Genomic DNA, 20,190 nt, shown 5'->3' on the forward strand with positions numbered 1-20,190 from the left:
TTCTGACTAGTGGCTGTCTAGTAATTGTTTTTGAGTAATGGTTTAAGTGAGCGTTTAAGCGCTGCTTTTATTATTATCCGTATTTATAGAGACCGACTATGAGTGACTTTAAAGACCCTGATAATAAGCAAGAACCGACTAGCGGACAGCAAACCAATATTGAGACACCTCAACACGCTGAGCTACCCCCGTATCGTCAAGCTGAGGCTACCTCTACCAATAAATCTGCAAAACTACCCCCGTGGCTCATACCTGCATTGATTGCGGTGCTGGTGATTGGGTTTGTGCTAGGTAAGTATTGGGGCGGTAGTGCAGACGAGTTACGAGAGGAGTCGGTTGCCTCTAGTGGTGTGGCAGGTGGCAATGAAGCTGATAGCACTGCGAGTATGGAGCAGTCTGTTTTGTCAGTAGAAACCGTTAGCCCAAGCCAAGATGATATCGGTCGCACACTTAGCGCTGATGGCACCATCAACGCCAAAGATATCGCTAGTGTCAGTGCAAAAGTCAGTGGTGTGGCCATCGAGCGTGTATTGGTCGAAGAGGGCGACCGCGTGAGAGCGGGGCAAGTGCTCGCAATGTTTGATACCGATGCGATGGAGCAGCAAGTGCTGCAAGCTGAGGCAGATGTGGCAGAGGCAGAAGCCACACTTGCCAACGCCAGCGCCGATGCGGCCCGCGTATTGCCACTCATCGATATTGACGCCATTAGTAGACAAGAAGCCGATCGCTACCGTACTTCTGAGGTACGTGCCCGCGCAGCTTTGCAAGCATCCAAAGCCCGTTTAAGCAATCAGCGTTTGACCCTTGATAATGCCACAGTAGTTGCGCCAGTCAGCGGCGTCATCAGTGATAAAATGGTGGAGGTCGGCATGGTCGTCGGCATGGTCGCAGGCGGTGAACCGCTATTTACCATCATAAAAGGCGGGGAATTAGAATGGCGCGCAGATATCGATCCAAAGCTTGTTGGGGAAGTCACTGTTGGCACGCCTGTGCGTGTCAGCCTACCAGATGGCGACTCTGTAATGGGGAAGGTCAGTCGCATCGCGCCGACAGCGGATAACAATCGCCAAATCACCATCTATGCTAGCCTAGCGGCCAACGCAAAAGTACGCGCTGGCATGTATCAAACGGGTGAGTTTTTATTGGGTAGCAGCAACACCCAAACCGTTCCTAACAGTGCGGTGGTCAGCAATGATGGCTATGACTATGTGATGATGGTCACACAAATTCGCACCAACCACGCAGCGCAAAAAACAGGCCGTATCAAGCAGCAGCGTGTGAGTTTGGGTGAGCGTCTCGGCGATAGTGTGGCGGTCACAGAGCCATTGCCGAGCGACAGTCAAATCGTCAAGCAAGGCGGTAGTTTTTTAAACGATGGCGATTTGGTGCGCATCGTCGATGGTCTTAATCAATCCAATAATAACGCTGATACAGCTTCGCAGGCGCGCTCATGAGCCTAAATGTATCTGCTTATTCGATTAGAAATCCGTTGGTCGCTATTTTGCTGTTTGTACTGCTGACGTTGGGCGGTATCTATGGCTTTATGCAAATGAAGGTGCAGCAGTTCCCTGACATTGATTTGCCTGCCGTGGTAGTGACCGTCACCCTGCCTGGCGCGGCACCTACCCAGCTCGAAAACGACATTGCCAAAAAAGTCGAAAATAAGCTGACCAGTATCGAAGGTGTCAAGCATATTCGCACCACCCTACAAACCGGCGCTGCCACCATGGTCACTGAGTTTGTCCTAGAAAAAGACATCCAAGAAGCGGTCGATGATGTGCGCTCAGCCGTCGGTGAGGTGCGAGGGGATCTGCCAGCCGCGGCCAATGATCCGATTATTACTAAGGTCTCAACCGCAGGGTTTCCGGTGGTGACGTATTCTGTCGCCGCAGAAAACATGAATGTGGCAGATCTGTCTTGGTTCGTTGATGATACGGTCACTAAGCGGTTATCTGATATCCCTGGTGTCAGTACCGTTAGCCGTATCGGTGGCCTGCAGCGTGAGATCACCGTAGCAGCGGACCCGATTGCGCTCAGTGGTTTAAAGTTTCCTATCTCTCAGCTATCGCAGCAAATCGCTGGGATTCAGCAGGACAGCTCAGGCGGTGAAGCCGAGGTCGGTAAAACCACGCAGACCATCCGTGTCCTTGGCGCCGTTGAGCGAGCGAATGAGCTTAACGATGTACAAGTCGCAGTTCCCACTGGCGGGACGCAAGCGCTCGGACGGATGGCACAAATCACTGATGGCGCCGCTGACCCAAGCTCTATTGCTAAGCTTGACGGTAAAACAGTAGTGGCATTTAATATCACTCGCTCGCGCGGTGCCAGTGAGGTCGATGTCATGGCGCTGGTTGATGATGAGCTTGCCAAGCTGACCGCTGATACTGGCAATATTAGTATCGAAAAAGTCTATGATCGAGCGACACCCATTGCTGAGGATTATGAAGCCTCTCTACGGATGTTGATCGAAGGTGGCATTTTAGCGGTCGTCGTCGTATTTTTATTCCTGCGTAATATCCGTGCGACCATTGTCGCCGCTGTTGCTTTACCTTTATCGGTGATTCCTACCTTTTTGGGCATGTATCTCTTTGGCTTTAGTCTCAATATTATCTCCTTACTGGCCTTATCACTCGTCATTGGCGTACTGGTCGATGATGCGATCGTTGAGGTCGAAAACATCATACGACATTTGCGTATGGGTAAAACCCCTTATGAAGCGGCGATGGAGGCGGCTGATGAGATTGGTCTGGCAGTGGTTGCTACGACCTTTACTTTGATTGCTGTGTTTTTGCCGACGGCCTTTATGGGCGGTATTGTTGGGCAGTTCTTCCGTCAGTTTGGCTGGACAGCGGCTTTATCGATATTTGCGTCCTTGATGGTAGCGCGACTGATCACGCCGATGATGGCAGCTTACGTACTGCGACCAGAAAAAAATCGCGTGGAAAAACAAAGCGCGCTGATGGATTGGTATCTTAAGATTGTTTCATGGACCTTACGACAACGCTGGATCACCATCGGCGCAACTTTGATGCTGTTTGTCGCTTCATTGATGCTGGTGAAGTTGCTACCAACTTCCTTTATTCCTGACAATGATATCGATCAGACGCGTGTTGAGATTGAGCTGACGCCAGATGTGGCGCTCGAAGATACCGAGCGCGTGGCAGCGATGGCCAGTGAGCGTATCTTGGCCATGCCCGAAGTGACCAATATCTTTACCTCGGTAGGGGAGGCGCAAGCTGCTATGGAGCCCAGCTCTGGCGGCAAAGCCGAAAATATCGCAGGGCTAGATATCGTCCTTGCGCCGCGAGCAGAGCGTATCTCTAAGCAAGAGATTGAGCGCAAAATCAGTCATCTGCTCGCGGAGGTACCTGGCGCACGCTTTACCGTTGGTCTATCGAGCGGCGGTGAGACAGGCTATAACTTTTCTTTGACCAGTACCAATCCAGAGGTGCTAGAGCAGACCGCCCAGCAGATTATGACTGAAATCCGAGCGCTGCCCAGCGCCGGCGCAGTGACCAGTGACCGTAGCCTGCCGAGGCAAGAGCTTACGGTCATGCCTGACAGACTGGCGATGGCAGATAAAGGCGTCACCACGCAAGATATCGCCACCACGCTACGAGTGGCGACGGTCGGCGACTATGAGCAGCGCTTATCTAAGCTTAATCTCGATACTCGGCAGATTCCTATCGTGGTGCGTCTACCCGATGTTGCCAAGCAAAACGTCAGCCAATTAGAAGGCCTATACGTGCCAAGCGCGCTGCCTGCAGGACAAGGGGTACGCGTGGGCGAGGTGGCCGATCTAAATTTTGGGACAGGCCCGGCCCAGATCAACCGGCTCGATCGTGAGCGCGCCATTAGTATTACTGTGCAGCCTTCTGATGGCGAGCTTGGCGACTTGGTGCAGGCGGTCAAGTCGGTACCAGCGATGCAGACGCTGCCGCCATCGATTACCATCATTGACCAAGGTCAGGCAGAAAACATGGCAGAGCTGTTTAGTGGTTTTGTCATTGCCATGTCGGTCGGTGTGGTCTGTATTTTGGGCGTGCTGATCTTATTATTCGGCCGTTTATTACAGCCATTTACCATTTTGATGGCACTGCCGTTATCGATAGGCGGTGCGTTTGTGGGTTTGGTCATTACCAATAGTAGTCTGTCGATGCCGTCGATGATTGGTTTTATTATGCTCATGGGTATCGCAACCAAAAATTCAATCCTACTCGTCGATTACGCGTTGATTGCTCAGCGCCGCGGGCTCGCGCGTTTTGAGGCCATTATGGATGCCTGTCGCAAGCGTGCGCGGCCTATCATCATGACCACCATTGCGATGGGCGCAGGGATGCTGCCTTTGGTATTTGGGTGGGGCGATGCCGATCCGACGTTCCGTCGCCCGATGGCCGCAGCTGTGCTGGGCGGCCTTGTCACCTCGACACTACTAAGCTTGGTAGTGATTCCGGTGGTATATACATTGATGGATGATCTATCGGGATGGTTTGCCAAATGGCTGGTGCCACATGGGAAGAAGAGAAGCCCACATATTTAACATACTGCAATACACAGTCATCATGATGATCATGCACCCCATACGTGACTACCGCGTATGGGGTTATTTGATACTTCTCACAACCAAACTGTCATAGAACCCATATGCCTTTTTACTTATCGTTTAATTGTCTGATATATCAATACGTTATAGTAACGCCATTATCAAACCGTATTCTATGATTTGTCATTAGGAGGCACTCATGAAGCTAACCGCCATCATTTTCAGTATGGTCGCCGCCTTATCACTAACCAGTTGTGCAACGCGGCAGGCAGCCAGTACCGACTGGACCCCATATCTCAAATCCATGCAAAAAGGCTGTGATTATCCTAACCCGACAACCAGCAGCTTGCCCATAGCGTATCAGCAGTCCATTATTGATACCGATACACGTATCAAACCTTACAATTCGTCTGATGAGGAGCAACTGGAGCATTTGGACGAAACCATCACCACTTACACGCTAAATAACGCGACCGCCTTTGGTAAACAGCTCTCAAAAATTGAATATCTCAGCGGTTTTGAATGGTCGCATTTAAAGCTGTATTTTGCCAATAACCCACAGTCGCTACGCAGTGGATTTACGCTGCCTGTTGATAAACATGATATTAACACCGTAACCAAAAACGACAGTAGCGGCTATCAAGTGACAGGCGAGGGCTTTACGCATTTAACGTTTGATAAAAAAGATAACAGCATTGCTTGTGGGTTTGGGGTGTAGCGTAAAGTAAGATTTTTGGTGATGTATATTTTTCAGAAGTAAAACTAATAAACCTTAAGATAGTAGCGCTGCTGTCTTAAGGTTTTTTTCTATCTATAAAATATATCTAATAGAAAATGACGTATTTATGATTAAAAAAAGTCACAACTACTAATAATGAATAAAATTCAACTTATAATAAGTTTATATCGTTTTTATTCATGTTAAAGATTTGTTTAAATATACCCATACAGACATTTAGTATTATCTCAATTTGTAGGGTAGGAATCACCATGACTAAGCCTTTTGCATGCTCAATCAAGCACATTCGTTTTGATGAAAACTATCAGCCTGCCAGCAGCACGCGCATGACGACCAACTTTGCCAATCTGGCGCGCGGCGAGCAGCGTGAAGACAATCTGCGTAAAGCGTTGACCATGATTAACAACCGCTTTAACGCGCTGGCACATTGGGACAACCCCAATGCCGATCGTTATTCGGTCGAAGTGGACATCGTGTCTGCCAACATGGATATCGAAGGCAATGGCGATGCGTTCCCTGTGATTGAGATGCTACAAACCACCATCGTGGACCATAAAGAAAACAAGCGCATCGATGGCATGATTGGCAACAGTTTCTCATCTTACGTGCGCGATTATGATTTTAGCGTGGTGCTACTGGAGCATTTTAATAAGCATCCAAATACCAAAGCGCCTGACGACTTTGGCGACTTACACGGCAAATTGTTTCAATATTTATTGAACTCAGAGGCCTACAAAGCCCACTTTAACAAACAGCCTGTGATTTGCTTGAGTGTCTCAACCAGCAAGACCTATTATCGTACTGCCAATCAGCATCCAGTATTGGGCGTAGAATACAAGCAAGATGAGTACTCATTGACCGATGATTATTTTCATAAGATGGGCCTAGTCGTACGTTACTTTAAGCCTGAGGGCAGCGCTGCACCATTAGCGTTTTATTTTGCGGGTGATTTGACCAGCGACTATACCGATCTTGAGCTGATCAGCGCAATCAGCACGATGGAGACGTTCCAAAAGATTTATCGTCCTGAGATTTATAACGCCAATTCAACGGCAGGTCAGGTCTATCAGCCAAGCCTAAAATACCAAGACTATTCGCTCACGCAGATTGTCTATGACCGTGAAGAGCGTAGCCAAATGGCGGTCAAACAAGGCAAATTTACCGAAACGCATTTTATCAAGCCTTACCAAGATATTCTTGAAGCATGGGCAGCCAATTACGCTGTAAACAAGAACGTCGCTTAAAAAATCCAAATATAAAAGCGCACGCTATAACACCTAAAATAGAGAAGACAATACGACATGACTTTATTATTACCAACATCGACCGCTGGCAGCTTGCCAAAACCCTCTTGGTTGGCAGAACCTGAAAAAATTTGGTCGCCGTGGCAACTTGACGGTGAAGAATTGCTTCAGGCAAAACAGGATGCGCTGCTAGTATCGCTACAAGAGCAAGTGCAAGCAGGCGTCGATATCGTCAGTGATGGCGAGCAAACCCGCCAGCATTTTGTGACTACATTTATCGAACACTTAGACGGCGTCGATTTTACCAATCGTAAAACCGTTAAAATTCGTGATCGCTATGAAGCAAGCGTGCCGTCGGTAGTGGGCAGTGTTAGCCGCTCAAAGCCTGTGTTTGTAGATGATGCAAAATTTTTACGCAGTCAAACCGACCAGCCGATCAAATGGGCGCTGCCCGGCCCGATGACCATGATCGATACGCTGTATGATGGTCACTACAAGAGCCGTGAAAAACTGGCATGGGAGTTTGCTAAAATTCTCAATCAAGAGGCCCGCGAGTTAGAAGCAGCAGGCGTGGATATTATCCAATTCGATGAGCCGGCGTTTAACGTCTTTTTCGATGACGTCAATGATTGGGGCATTGCGACACTAGAGCGTGCTATAGAGGGACTTCAATGTGAGACAGCAGTACATATCTGCTACGGTTACGGCATCAAAGCCAATAACGACTGGAAAAAAACGCTGGGCTCAGAGTGGCGTCAGTATGAGCAAGCGTTTCCTAAATTGCAGCAGTCCAATATCGATATCGTCTCATTAGAATGTCAAAACTCACATGTGCCCATGGATTTGATAGAGCTCATCCGCGGTAAAAAAGTGATGGTTGGTGCAATCGATGTCGCCACTAATGATATTGAAACTCCTGAGGAGGTAGCCGATACGCTACGCAAGGCCTTACAATTTGTCGATGCGGACAAGCTGTACCCCTCGACCAACTGCGGTATGGCGCCGTTGTCTCGTGAGGTGGCACGCGGCAAGCTACATGCGCTGAGCGCTGGTGCGGCAATCGTGCGGCAAGAGCTGAGCGTTTAGCAAAACTTAACAAGTTTTGGCTTGTTTAAGCTTATGAGTGGCCTCAGTAAACAAGGTACTTATAGATTTAACGTTTCTCAGGATTGTAGTAATGATAAAAGATATGATTGAAGCCACTGACTTTAGAGATGCCATGGCGCTATTGCCCACGGCGGTCAATGTGATCACCACCAATGGTCCGTCAGGCACTCATGGGTTTACTGCCTCGGCGGTATGTAGCGTCACTGATACACCGCCGACACTGCTAGTATGTATGAATCAAGCGGCGCGCTCGCATGGGCATTTTGTGGATAATAAAGTCTTGAGCGTCAATGTGCTTGGTGCCCAGCATGAACACTTATCTAATGCTTTTGCTTCTAAACTAAGCTCAGATGAGCGCTTCGAGCAAGGAGTTTGGACTGAGCTTGTGACAGGCGCGCCTATCCTGAAAGATGCGCTAGTGAGCTTTGATTGTGAGATTGAGCACATTCAAGAAGTGGGTACGCATAGTGTGCTGATGTGCCGAGTGGTCGCTATCAAACCTCCAGAATCCCCAAGCGGGCAAGATGAGAGTTTAGTGTATTTTAACCGTGCTTATCATTACGTCGGTCAAGTTGAGCTTGTATAAGTCATAACTGGCATTAATATAGAGCACTTGCTCAGAAAATAAATCTATATAAGAAGACACTATCCCGTGGAACTACTCATTTTTTTAATCATAGGTGCACTAGCAGGGTTTGCGGCCGGGCTTTTCGGCGTGGGCGGTGGCACCATTATCGTACCGCTGTTATTTATCGTCTTTACCCAAATGGGCTATGATGCCGATACCATTATGCATCTGGCTTTGGGGACGTCGCTTGCGACCATCATCGTCACTTCGATCAGCTCGCTGATGGCGCATAATAAAAAGGGCGGCGTCATGTGGCCGGTCTTTAAAAATCTAGCACCTGGTTTGGCGCTAGGGTGTTTTTTGGGAGCAGGGATAGCAGGGCAAATATCAGGGTTATATCTGCAGCTTATCGTCGGGGTGTTTTTACTGTGGGTCGCTTATAGAATGTTTACCGCTGGTAAAAGACGTACACATATGAGTGATGCGAGTCATACGCCTGTGGTATTACCGTCTAAACCCAAGCAACTTGCGGCAGGTGGTATTATTGGTGTGGCTTCGGCCATTTTTGGTATTGGCGGTGGCAGCTTAACGGTGCCGTATCTCACCCGTTATAATGTGGTCATGCAAAAGGCGGTAGGCACGTCGGCGGCGTGTGGTTTGCCTATTGCCATTGCTGGTGCGCTCGGCTTTATGTTCTTTGGTATGCAGCAGCAAGTTGATGTACCCAATACCATTGGCTTTGTGCATATTTATGCCTTTTTGGGCATTGCGAGTATGAGCTTTTTTACCGCTAAAGTTGGGGCAAAAGTCGCTCATATGCTCTCACCGCCACTGTTAAAGAAGTGCTTTTCGGTATTGTTATTCGTAGTGGGACTTTATTTTCTGTATAAAGGGTTATTTTGAAGATTTGGATTGGTGTGTTTGAAATATGAAGACTAAGAACGATATGATATTGCTTAATATTGAAAATCACGCCTAGTTTAGTAATCTATTATAAAATGCTACTTTTCTTGCTTGCTGTGACTGCGTCTCCAGAGGCTGCGAAAAATAGCGTTTAATCTTGCTATACCATTTTTATAATGGTTTCACTATAACATCCATTATATTCTTAGCGGTTTTCTTTGGTTTAGAAGCTATTAGACTTGAGACTGTCAGGTAAGCTTCATTAACTATAGTTAGCTGAATGTAAAACTGTTATGGATTTAAACGCGCTACTGGTATAAATTTTACTTGCGTGCTGCGTTCCCAGAGGCTGCGCAAAATTCATCCCAGTAGCGCTATGACATTTTTAGAGTGTATTGACTATATCGAAAATTCTATCTAAACATCAAGAATGATGCAGGTTGTGGTGGCATGAGCATACAACTTGCCATCAGGCCCTACAATTTTTCCTTCAGCAGTTGCTGTTCTTCGACCAGCATGAATGACTTTACCTTCAGCCCGTACTAAAGGTGTTGCCACTGTCAAAGCTCGCACCATATTTACTTTTATCTCTAAAGTTGTATAGGTTTTTCCTGCTGGTAAAAGGGTATGTACAGCGCAGCCAACAGCAGAATCTAAAAGCGTACAAAACCAGCCACCATGGACTGTACCCAATGGGTTGTAATGATGACGCTTTGGACGCCCTTGAAAAACGGCAATACCTTTTTCCATATGAATAGGAGTGTAGTCGAGCGTTAGACCAATAGGAGGATGAGGCAGCTCTCCTGCAAACATAGCGTTAAAAATGTCCATACCGCTGCGAGTGGTTAAGTCTGATAATGGAATGACGTCAGCGTCACCTAGCTTTTCTCTAATACGTGCTTCTTCTGTTTCCCATGTTGCTATAGTTTCTTCAACATTCATTTTCAATTCCTTAAAACGATAAATAAGAGGTTAGCTCATTCTTATAAAGACCAAAGTTTTATCAATTAGTGTTCTTGATGTTTGCTTTTATTTTTAAAATACATCGTTACATAGCCGATTAACCAAAAAGCACATATTGCTTGAAACCAGATAAGACTGTGCATGGTGATCGTCATAATATTATCAGTCTCAACGTTGTAGTGTAGTAGTGACAATAAACCCATCAAGGCATACAAATAAAGCCACCAATGCCCCTTGCTCATCTGGCTTTTGACAGCCACGATCAAGCCGTAGATACCGATTGGTGTCATGACGAACCAAAAAGCATCTACCAGATGAGGGGATAACCAATCAGGCTCAGGATAGTGGTCAAAATAAACCACATTATGAACATAGTGCAAAATGCTCGAGAACACATTAAGTAATACAATGAAAATTAAGGTCTTATAATGTTTGTAACGATTTATCATGGTGTACCTTGTTGATCGTCTCTAAAATATCTTGCCAAATATGAGTGTTCTTGCTTCTAAAATAGCCAAAATGCCCAATTGATTGGTCTGATCCCTTGCTAATGGTATAGCGTTTAAAAGTGATGGGTTGATCGCTAGTCACATTTTTCCAAAAATTATGCAGGTTGCGTTCAGTGCAGATTTCATCATCATCGGCAGTGAAGACGAAAGTTGGCACATTAAAATTCTTGTAAGTCCCAAGGGGAATGGTTTTCCCATAGAATTTATCTGAGAAAAACAGCTCTTTTTCTCGGCACCAAGCCCCCCATTCATCTGTAAAACCAGCTGGCAAATCTTCCATGAGTTTGAAGCTTTTAGCCGGCACATAATTAAAGACTTTATTACTAAGCGGGGCTAAAAAACGGAAAAAGAAGTTAGCCTTAAGACGATAGCGAAGCGGCATATAGCTAAAGTATCCTGCTGAGACAGCCACTGCAATTAGAGCATCTAATTGATCGGCGTTATGAGCCAGACCTACCTGTTGACCACCAGTACTATGACCCACACAATACAAGGGTAAATCCTTAAATAGGCGCTTAGCTGTATCGATGGCAGCTGGAATGTCATAGCGCCCAATATCAGAATACTGGTAATGACACTCCTTTAGATGACTTATTTTAGAATCGCAAAACCCTCTATAGTTCCAAAGAATGACATGAAAACCATGCTCTCTTAAGTATTTAGCAAACGGCAAATAATAAGAAGTATTGGTAGCGGTTCCTGGATTTATTAGAACAACGGCCTTAGGGTTATTCGCTTTATAGAGGGTTGCACGCAGCTCGACGTTGTCGTCCGTCAGAATATTTATATCCATAAAAGAACCTACTTGTTGTTAATTAACGCCTACTATAAACTATGGACATTACTCCACAGTCAAGCGTTAATTGAGGGTGCTCGCTAATGAATATAAAAGAATTAACTGAAACAGTCGGACTAAGCAGAGATACCATTCGTTTTTACGAAAGGGAAGGATTAATTTCGTCACCATCTAGAAAATCTAATGGTTATAGAGATTACGATAACAGGATTGTAGAACAGCTCAATATGATTATTATGGCGAAGGAGTTAGGTTTCACCTTAAAAGAGATTAGAGAGCTAACAGAGCTATTGTATTCAAACAACCTGACGCAATCACAAATGGGTGAAAAGCTTCTAGAAAAAAACAAGCAAATTGAAGTTAAGATTCTAGAGTTATCTAAAATGAAAGCGTTAATAGATGATGCATTAAAAGGCATGTGTTCTTATAAGGATAAGCTAGCGCTTTAATCTAAGTTATGAAAGGTCCCGATACAGTACCTCCAGGTCTCAAATCATCTAAACCAATATCATGGGATAAAATTGACCTACTGCTATTTACTGCCTCAATCTTGTACTTTGCTTGAGGGAACTCAGACTTCATGAACTCAGCTATCTCTTCCTTGGTTGCTGACATAGGGCTGTAGTGGTGTGTTCGTTTAGTCTTGTGACCAAAGACACGGTGAGATCTTCCAAGTGAGAATATATCAGCTATTTTGACAAATGGCTGATAATCTTTCAAAGACTCAGTTGTTGTGGGTCCTTTTCTATTTTTGTTATTCACAAAAAAATCCTTTGCCACCTCGTTGATACAAGATAGCAAAGGATGAATCCTCACACAATAGTGTGACAGGTAATTTATTAATAAAAATTATAATAAAATCAATAACTTATATTACTCAACTGTCACTGATTTGGCAAGATTGCGTGGCTGATCGACATCAGTACCGCGCATCACGGCCACATGGTAAGACAGTAGCTGTATGGGTACGCTGTAGACGATAGGGGCAAGCGTCTCGCAAACTGCTTTAACATGTACTACATGTAGGCGGTCTTCAGCATTGATGTGACTATCTTCACTGGCAAAGACGAACAGCTCGCCGTGACGGGCATGTACTTCTTGCATGTTGGCTTTGAGCTTATCGAGCATACTGTCTTTGGGTGCCAGCACGACGATTGGCATGTCTTTGTCAACAAGCGCTAGCGGACCGTGTTTGAGCTCACCTGCGGCGTAGCCTTCAGCGTGGATATAAGAGATTTCTTTGAGCTTCAATGCGCCTTCTAGAGCGATAGGGAACTGTAGACCGCGCCCTAAAAATAAGCAGCTTTTCTTATCTTCAAAGTGCTCCGCCATCGCTTTGATCGGAGCATCAAGGTGCAAGCTGGCATAGAGTTGACCGGGCAGCTTTTGTAGCTCGCCAAGTAAGGTGCTTAGGTTTGCGCTGTCGATACGCTGCTGTACTGCGCCTGTTTTTAAGACCAATAGCATGAGTGCGACCAGCTGGGTGGTAAAAGCTTTGGTCGATGCTACACCGATCTCAGGACCTGCAAGGGTCGGCAAGAATATGTCTGTCTCGCGAACCAAGGATGAGGTAGGCACGTTACATAGTGCTAGACTAACCAGTCCTGCTGGGTTTTGTTTTTTGATCTCACGCAGGGCTGATAAGGTATCGGCTGTTTCACCAGACTGAGAGATACAAATCACCAGCGAGTTGTCGAGTACTACAGGATTGCGATAGCGGAATTCACTAGCAACCTCAACAGAGCAGGATAGGCGCATCAAGCTCTCAAACCAATATTTAGCAACCATCCCCGCATGATAGCTAGTGCCGCAAGCGATGATTTGTACATGCTGTACGCCTGATAATTGCGCTTCATTGCGTGCTAAAAAGTCATCACGCAGGGCTGATGCTTGGCGGTTATCAATCGCCATCTCAAGCGTACGCGCGACTGCATCTGGCTGCTCATAGATTTCTTTGAGCATATAGTGCTTGAACTCGCCTTTGTCAGCATTATGCTGCTTGGCATCGATTTCATGCACTTCGCGGCTGACTTCCTCGCCATTGACATAGACTTTAATACTGTCACGGGTCAATTTGGCAATATCGCCTTCTTCTAGGTACATAAAGCGGTTGGTGACTGGCAGTAGTGCCAGCTGATCTGAGGCGATAAAATTTTCACCAATACCAACACCGATGACCAAAGGCGAACCTAAACGTACCGCGACCAGCTCATCTGGTGTGTCCACGTGAATGATGCCTAAAGCAAATGCACCATGCAGCTTAGGAATCACTGCGCGTACCGCTTCTAGCAAATCATTGGTTTGCTCATAAATGTCATGAATCAGATGCGCCACCACTTCGGTGTCGGTTTGTGAGGTAAACGCGTAGCCTTTAGCGATGAGCTCTTTTTTGAGTTCAGCGTAGTTTTCGACGATACCATTGTGAACGACGGCAATCTTACCAGATATGTGCGGATGGGCATTGCGCTGTGCAGGTTCGCCATGCGTGGCCCAGCGAGTATGAGCGATACCAATATGCCCATCAAAAAAATCGGTACTGGCTTCAACCGCATCGACCAAGGCTTGAACCTTGCCCACTTGACGCTCGCGATGTAATTCACCATCACGAATGACGGTTAAACCAGCCGAATCGTAGCCTCGATATTCTAGACGCTTAAGACCTTCAAGCAAGATATTCGCAATATTGCGTTCAGCAACTGCGCCAACGATTCCACACATGGCTTTTCCTTAAATTTGTTTTTTAATAATTCAATATATGATGGTACAAGACTAGTAAGTGTCGTTAGCTACCAATGCTCAGTTATTAGCTCAAAAGTATGATGAAGCAGTACTACCACGATTGCCGTACTGCTTAGGTTTACTCAAGAATGACGACGATTGATCAAACTTTCGATAAATCAGTTATTTTTTAGTCGGTCGTTGAAAGTCATTTTTTTGTACCTGACGAGCTCGGCCAAATGCTAAAGCACTACTATCAACGTCTTTGGTAATGACAGAACCTGCAGCGATGGTAGCCGTATCTCCGATGGTTACTGGCGCGACTAGGCTTGCATTGGAACCAATAAAGGCATTATCTCCAATGATAGTCTGCGACTTGTTGACACCGTCGTAATTACAAGTAATGACACCTGCACCGACATTGACGCCTGTGCCGACAGTTGCATCACCGATGTAGCTTAGGTGATTTACTTTACTGCCTTGACCGATTGTTGATTTTTTGATTTCAACAAAGTTACCGACTTTGCTGTTGTCAGACAATACCGTATCAGGACGCAGGTGTGCAAAAGGTCCTATGTCGACACCAGCTCCGATGTCAGCGCGATCAATCACACAGTAAGGCTTAATATAACAAGCATTGCCTATCTGAGCGTTTTTGATGACGCAGCCTGCTTCAATATAGACATTGTCGCCTAAAGTGCAGTCGCCTTCAAATACCACATTGACGTCAATAAACACATCTTGTCCGGCACTCAACGACCCGCGAATATCCACGCGCGTGGGATCGGCAAATTGAACGCCCGCTTCTTGTAGGTCGGCGACTATCTTGCGTTGCCACGTGCGCTCTAGGCTTGCGAGTTGTTGGCGGTTATTAACCCCTTCAATCTCAAACGTATGCTCAGGCTCAATCGCCGCAATCGTAATACCATCAGCGACGGCCATTTTGACGATGTCAGTGAGGTAATATTCTTGTTGCGCGTTATTGTTAGAGAGCTCTGGCAAATACTTATGCAGTAGGGCGTTGTCTACGCAGTAGATACCACTGTTGATCTCCTTAATATTTTGCTCGTCAGCACTGGCATCTTTTTGCTCAACGATGGCTTCAATGTTGCCGTTTTGGTCACGTTTGATACGACCCAACCCGAACGGATTATCGACAGTCAACGTCAGCATAGACATACCATCAGTATTGGCAGCTTTTAAAGCAGCTAATGTCTGGCAGCTGACCAATGGCACATCACCATATAGAATGAGACTTTTCCCTGATTTCGGTAAATCAGACAGTGTCACTTTGACCGCATGACCTGTTCCTAACTGCTCAGTTTGAGCAACCCAAGTAAACGACGACTGTGTATATTGGTTGGTAATCTCTGACTTTACTTGATCACCGCCAAAACCATGGACAATGATGGTTTCATCAACAGTGAGCTGATTGCAAGTATCTAATACGTGGGCCAATAATGACTTACCAGCTAGGGTCTGCAAAACCTTTGGCTTTGCCGACTGCATGCGAGTGCCTTTACCGGCCGCTAAAATAATCACAGAAAGAGGAGATGTCATAATAAGCCTACAAATGTAACAAAATATAATGTTGAATTATAGCGTAAAAACTTGCACAAAAAAAATTATGACGTGCAAGCTTTGTAACTTGAATACCCAAAACTTAAGCAAGCAAAATCAAATACGTAAGATGGCTAAACCGAAGTAATGATTTCCGCGGAATAATATTAAAAAGACATAAACATCATCACAATGATGTAAATAATCAACCAAATCACTGCTGCCATAACCCCTGCAATAATGTCATCCAACATTACCCCAAGGCCACCCGCAACCTTTTTGTCTGCCCAACCAATCGGTGGTGGCTTTAAAATATCAAATACGCGAAATAGGATAAAAGCAGTCGGTAGCCAGCCCCAAAACATCGGCAGCATCATTATCGACAAGGTATTTTTAGACGTAGGAAATACATATGATAATATATAAGATAACGGCAATAGGGTAATCCACATGCCAGCCCATTCATCCCACACAATATGCGGATCATCGTGTACCTGCATCAACTCAGACGTACGCCCGCAAATCCAAACACCAACCAAACACGACAAAATCGTCAAGATTAAAAAAGGAACGAAACCCAAGCTCATCAGTGGCACACCCACAATCAGACCACCAACCGTGCCCCACGTACCGGGGGCGCGTCGAGGTAGGCCGCTGCCCAAACCTAGTCCGAGCCAATAAACCATGCGGTCAAGCATACTGGCACCGATTGGTAGAGGCGGGCAATCATTTGCTTGTCGAATATCAGGCTTAGATAAGTGTTGATCAGTCATGAATTAGCCTGTGAAATGTTGATAACCGGTGAGATTAGGCCACGTAGAGAAGGGGGTAGATTGAGTCGGTGTGACTGGCTGATTTTGATAAAACAGTTCAAGACGTGAGTAATTAGGCGATTTGGCATCTGTCGCAATAGAATCTGCGAGCGCAACGATTTCTCCAATACAAGTGACAGGCGTATTAGAAGTAGGTGGTTCAATATGTGCAGGCAAGGTAAATGCCAATTCGTAGTCATCGCCACCCGCTAATTGACATAACAAACGCTCAGATAACTCTACCGTGGCTAGTGACTCGCTACTCGGTAATTGATCTAAATGAATACGCATACTGACTGAGCTTTGCTGACAGATATGTCCAAGATCTTGATAAAGACCGTCAGAGATATCGATCATCGAGGTTGCGCCAGCTTGTGCCAAGGCGGCACCTAAGGCAATGCGCGGCGTAGGCATATGCAGTCGGTGCGCCAGCTGCTGACCAATAGGGCTATCGGGGTGCTTGAGAGCATAGGCAGCATCACCGACAGTACCTGATACATAGACTTTATCGCCCACCTTAGCACCTGAGCGATAGACCGCGGGCGTCCTCCCTGTGGCAAGCAATCCCTGCGCACTGACACTCAGCACCAATTGCGCACTGCGCGTGGTATCTCCGCCAATCAACGTCACGCCAAACAGCTGGCAGGCATGAAACAATCCTTTGGCAAATGTCGTAAGCCATTCATGATTCGCTAGACGCTCAGGCAATGCCAACGCTAGCAAAATACTATGCGGCGTCGCGCCCATCGCTGCAATGTCAGAAACATTAACCGCGACCGCTTTATAAGCAATTTCAAACGCAAGCTTATCTACTTGTGCAAAGTCAGCATGAAAGTGACGCCCTTGAACCAATGTATCAATACAGCTCACCAAGCGTGATCTTGCTGGCAATGCCATCACAGCCGCGTCATCACCGATACCTTTTTCGATACCCGTTAATGGCGCATGCGTGGCCTGCATCTGTGAGAATATACGCTCAATCAGCTCAAACTCGTTCATGGCTAGTCTTAGTCTTTGGTATCGTTAGCGTTTTTCTTGCTCGCCTTGAAGTCACTGATATTGGCACTGGCTTTACTGGCACTACTGCGTTTAACGTTAGCTTTGTTAGCGCTGATACGTGGCTTATTTGATGCAGTCGGCGCATTATCGATCGCGCTTTCTGTTTCAGCAGCCGCTTCGATATTGTCAGCTACCGTTACTTCAGCCGAACTCGCTTCAGATTGTTTAGCCGCCGCTTTTTGTGACGTGCGTAGGTTGGCATTGGTATCTGCTTGTACCTCTAAAGCACGTAGCTCACCAGCCATTTTATCCAATACTGCATTGATCAGTTTGTGAGCGTCAGTCGCGCCAAAGTGATTATTCAGCTTCATCGCTTCATCGAGTACAACCTTGTAAGGAATCTCCATACGGTTTTGTAGCTCGTACGCACCAATTAGCAAAATAGCGTGCTCAACGGTATCTAATTTATCAATCTCACGATCAAGGTGTTGGCTGATAAGCGCGTCTAGCGCATCGATCTGCTCTGGGATGTCACGCATCATTTCGTGATAGTAGCCAATATGGACGGTGTGCATAGCGTTGGTTGCGCGCGTGCGTGCCGCGATATCATGCGGTGCATTGTCTTTCCAGCCAAGCTTGCCATCTATATCAAAGCGGCGGTCGGTGACGAGCCACTCGTATAGACCTTGCATGGCAAAGCGGCGCGCCTTACGGATAGCGGTGTGACTGGTCTTGTAAGAAGACTCACTCATATCGAAGGTTTGATCACCTGCACTACTGCTCGCTATACGGGTAGCTTCAGCTTGATTGGCTTGTGCGGTTTTCGCAGCGCTGATAGCGCGCTTGAGTTGGTCAGTCATAGGGGGTCTGTACCTAAATTTTTGAGATGATACCCAGTCAAAATATAAATAACAAAGTAGCTTTTTAGCTTTGTTTATTCAAAATTTTAAAGGGTATAGAAATACGGCGAAAATTCAAAAAATAGCCAATTATCTTGATAGCTGGCGTCATGTTACAAGGTGCTGCTATTGCTCAATAGCAGCACCAGTTAGACTAATAAATTTGAGCTTTAAGGCTTAAGCTTCATCGATATCATCAATATCAAGCTGTGATAGAACAGCAATCATCTCTAATACGACCATCGCAGCTTCAGAGCCTTTATTACCTGCTTTGGTACCGGAGCGCTCGATAGCTTGCTCGATGCTGTCAGTAGTGATGATACCGTTGGCGACAGGGATATTATAATCCATTGCCACAGCGCTCAAACCTTTGGCCGACTCGCTGGCTACAATATCAAAATGTGGGGTGCTGCCACGGATGATTGCACCCAATGCCACAATGGCGTCAAAACGATCTGATTCCGCAGCGCGCTGGGCCACAAGTGGTAGCTCGAATGCACCAGGAACGCGGATAACAGTAATGTTGCTACCCAATACACCATGACGGAGTAGGGCATCAATCGCACCATCAACCAATGACTCAACGACAAAACCGTTAAAACGACCGACGACAATACCAATGCGCGCGTCAGCGTTTTGATGCAAGTTACCATCGATATGAGTCACGTCGTTGCGCTGCTGTTGTAAATTCGACATAAAAAATCCTTTGCTTAATAAGCGTTCAATTGAAATATAGGCATCAATAAATAGCTAAACAGTCTGATGCGTTCAATCGACTTGGCCGCCTATTATTTTGGCGTTGCTCTAGTTAATTGAACGAAAATAAATGGTTAGCACTATGATAGCATTTTTTTGGGTGTTATTTGTATTTTACGAGCGTGCTACAGACGCATCTGTATCCCTTGTGCTGCCATATAGGCTTTGGCCTCCGACACGGTATACTCACCAAAGTGAAAAATACTGGCGGCAAGTACCGCATCGACGCCGCCTTCTAACACGCCTTCTGCCAAATGTTGCAGGTTGCCGACGCCGCCTGAGGCAATGACGGGCACATTGACGCGGCTCGTAATTTGTTGCATGAGTGCCAAATCGTAGCCTTTTTTGGTGCCATCACCGTCCATTGAGGTGACCAGCAATTCACCAGCGCCCAGCTCAGCCATTTTGCTCGCCCAAGCGACGGCATCGATACCGGTTGGCTTACGGCCACCATGGGTGAAAATCTCCCAACGCGGCACAGTAATCCCATCGACGTTGATGTCAGCGACGCGTTTGGCATCGATGGCCACAACGATACATTGGTTGCCAAACTTCTGCGCGGCTTCACCGACGAACTCAGGCGTAAATACCGCAGCTGAGTTAATTGCGACTTTATCTGCGCCCGCATTGAGCAAATTGCGGATATCAGCGATTTTTCGCACGCCGCCGCCTACGGTGAGTGGGACAAATACCGTTTCAGCCATACGCTCGACCGTATGATAAGTGGTATCGCGCTCGTCATTGGTCGCAGTAATATCCAAAAAAGTAATCTCATCAGCGCCTTGTTCATTGTAGCGGCGAGCGACTTCGACAGGGTCGCCTGCGTCTTTGATATCGACAAACTGTACGCCTTTGACCACGCGGCCATTGTCAACGTCCAAGCAAGGAATGATACGCTTTGCTAACATAGGGTCTTTCACCTTATAATCAATTCATAGGCGCTAGTCTAGCAAAATCACTGCTATTTCAGGCAGGTTTTCGCAAGATTATTACGCTTTTCACCATCGTTTTATGATGTGCGGTACAATTGCGGTCATTACCGCATCAATTTATTCTATCTAACCTCTTTACCCA

General features: G+C 46.4%; 19 protein-coding genes. 8 read left to right on the top strand and 11 right to left on the bottom strand.

Going from position 1 to position 20,190, the window contains the following annotated elements; all coding sequences use genetic code 11:
- Positions 1-98: 98 nt before the first annotated feature.
- The 7 genes from HL061_RS09025 to HL061_RS09055 all read left to right on the top strand — a co-directional run bounded on the left by HL061_RS09025 (position 99) and on the right by HL061_RS09055 (position 9,104).
- Positions 99-1,454, top strand: a complete 1,356-nt coding sequence (locus HL061_RS09025; protein WP_240365627.1) for an efflux RND transporter periplasmic adaptor subunit — start codon at positions 99-101, stop codon at positions 1,452-1,454.
- On the top strand, positions 1,451-4,540 hold the full coding sequence (locus tag HL061_RS09030) for an efflux RND transporter permease subunit (protein WP_252962746.1): 3,090 nt from the start codon (positions 1,451-1,453) through the stop codon (positions 4,538-4,540). Before HL061_RS09025 ends, HL061_RS09030 begins: the two co-directional genes overlap by 4 nt.
- 202 nt (positions 4,541-4,742) lie before the next feature.
- A complete protein-coding gene (locus HL061_RS09035) occupies positions 4,743-5,261 on the top strand; it encodes a hypothetical protein (protein WP_071002730.1) in 519 nt (172 codons plus the stop codon).
- A gap of 272 nt (positions 5,262-5,533) precedes the next feature.
- Positions 5,534-6,526: a DUF1852 domain-containing protein gene (locus HL061_RS09040; RefSeq protein WP_071002731.1), complete on the top strand. Its 993-nt coding sequence runs from the start codon at positions 5,534-5,536 to the stop codon at positions 6,524-6,526.
- Between the two features lie 57 nt (positions 6,527-6,583).
- The gene (locus HL061_RS09045) at positions 6,584-7,612 is read left to right on the top strand and encodes a methionine synthase (RefSeq protein WP_071002732.1); all 1,029 of its coding nucleotides are present in this window, start codon (positions 6,584-6,586) and stop codon (positions 7,610-7,612) included.
- Positions 7,613-7,715: 103 nt separating this feature from the next.
- A complete protein-coding gene (locus HL061_RS09050) occupies positions 7,716-8,219 on the top strand; it encodes a flavin reductase (RefSeq protein WP_025646795.1) in 504 nt (167 codons plus the stop codon).
- A 66-nt stretch (positions 8,220-8,285) separates the two neighbouring features.
- Positions 8,286-9,104 carry a sulfite exporter TauE/SafE family protein gene (locus HL061_RS09055; RefSeq protein WP_071002733.1) on the top strand — a complete coding sequence of 273 codons (819 nt, stop codon included), beginning with the start codon at positions 8,286-8,288 and terminating at the stop codon, positions 9,102-9,104.
- Positions 9,105-9,521: 417 nt separating this feature from the next.
- On the opposite strand, the gene HL061_RS09060 is transcribed toward HL061_RS09055, so the two are convergent.
- The 3 genes from HL061_RS09060 to HL061_RS09070 form a co-directional block, all read right to left on the bottom strand.
- A complete protein-coding gene (locus HL061_RS09060; protein ID WP_071002734.1) occupies positions 9,522-10,046 on the bottom strand; it encodes a PaaI family thioesterase in 525 nt (174 codons plus the stop codon).
- A gap of 65 nt (positions 10,047-10,111) precedes the next feature.
- Entirely contained in the window at positions 10,112-10,429 is a 318-nt protein-coding gene (locus HL061_RS09065; protein WP_252962747.1) for a hypothetical protein, read from the bottom strand.
- A 61-nt stretch (positions 10,430-10,490) separates the two neighbouring features.
- The gene (locus HL061_RS09070; protein ID WP_252962748.1) at positions 10,491-11,369 is read right to left on the bottom strand and encodes an alpha/beta fold hydrolase; all 879 of its coding nucleotides are present in this window, start codon (positions 11,367-11,369) and stop codon (positions 10,491-10,493) included.
- An 86-nt stretch (positions 11,370-11,455) separates the two neighbouring features.
- Between HL061_RS09070 and HL061_RS09075 the strand changes: the two genes are divergently transcribed.
- A complete protein-coding gene (locus HL061_RS09075) occupies positions 11,456-11,821 on the top strand; it encodes a MerR family transcriptional regulator (protein WP_071002737.1) in 366 nt (121 codons plus the stop codon).
- A 1-nt stretch (position 11,822) separates the two neighbouring features.
- Here HL061_RS09075 and HL061_RS09080 read toward each other — a convergent pair whose 3' ends face one another.
- From HL061_RS09080 to hisF, 8 genes are all read right to left on the bottom strand, one after another.
- Positions 11,823-12,134 (bottom strand): hypothetical protein, encoded by a 312-nt coding sequence (locus HL061_RS09080; RefSeq protein ID WP_240365620.1) that lies wholly within the window; start codon positions 12,132-12,134, stop codon positions 11,823-11,825.
- A gap of 111 nt (positions 12,135-12,245) precedes the next feature.
- The gene (gene glmS / locus HL061_RS09085) at positions 12,246-14,090 is read right to left on the bottom strand and encodes a glutamine--fructose-6-phosphate transaminase (isomerizing) (protein ID WP_252962749.1); all 1,845 of its coding nucleotides are present in this window, start codon (positions 14,088-14,090) and stop codon (positions 12,246-12,248) included.
- Between the two features lie 183 nt (positions 14,091-14,273).
- On the bottom strand, positions 14,274-15,650 hold the full coding sequence (gene glmU / locus HL061_RS09090; RefSeq protein WP_093070089.1) for a bifunctional UDP-N-acetylglucosamine diphosphorylase/glucosamine-1-phosphate N-acetyltransferase GlmU: 1,377 nt from the start codon (positions 15,648-15,650) through the stop codon (positions 14,274-14,276).
- 167 nt (positions 15,651-15,817) lie between these two features.
- Positions 15,818-16,423: a phosphatidylglycerophosphatase A gene (locus tag HL061_RS09095; RefSeq protein ID WP_252962750.1), complete on the bottom strand. Its 606-nt coding sequence runs from the start codon at positions 16,421-16,423 to the stop codon at positions 15,818-15,820.
- A 3-nt stretch (positions 16,424-16,426) separates the two neighbouring features.
- Complete coding sequence (gene thiL / locus HL061_RS09100) at positions 16,427-17,461, bottom strand: thiamine-phosphate kinase (RefSeq protein ID WP_252962751.1); 1,035 nt, start codon at positions 17,459-17,461, stop codon at positions 16,427-16,429.
- 8 nt (positions 17,462-17,469) lie between these two features.
- On the bottom strand, positions 17,470-18,321 hold the full coding sequence (nusB, locus tag HL061_RS09105) for a transcription antitermination factor NusB (protein WP_240365617.1): 852 nt from the start codon (positions 18,319-18,321) through the stop codon (positions 17,470-17,472).
- 216 nt (positions 18,322-18,537) lie between these two features.
- Complete coding sequence (gene ribE / locus HL061_RS09110; protein ID WP_057762077.1) at positions 18,538-19,056, bottom strand: 6,7-dimethyl-8-ribityllumazine synthase; 519 nt, start codon at positions 19,054-19,056, stop codon at positions 18,538-18,540.
- A 185-nt stretch (positions 19,057-19,241) separates the two neighbouring features.
- Positions 19,242-20,024 (bottom strand): imidazole glycerol phosphate synthase subunit HisF, encoded by a 783-nt coding sequence (hisF, locus tag HL061_RS09115; RefSeq protein WP_071002744.1) that lies wholly within the window; start codon positions 20,022-20,024, stop codon positions 19,242-19,244.
- Between the last annotated feature and the right edge of the window lie 166 nt (positions 20,025-20,190).

Source organism: Psychrobacter sp. PSP, assembly GCF_024085615.1.
GTDB lineage: Bacteria > Pseudomonadota > Gammaproteobacteria > Pseudomonadales > Moraxellaceae > Psychrobacter > Psychrobacter pacificensis.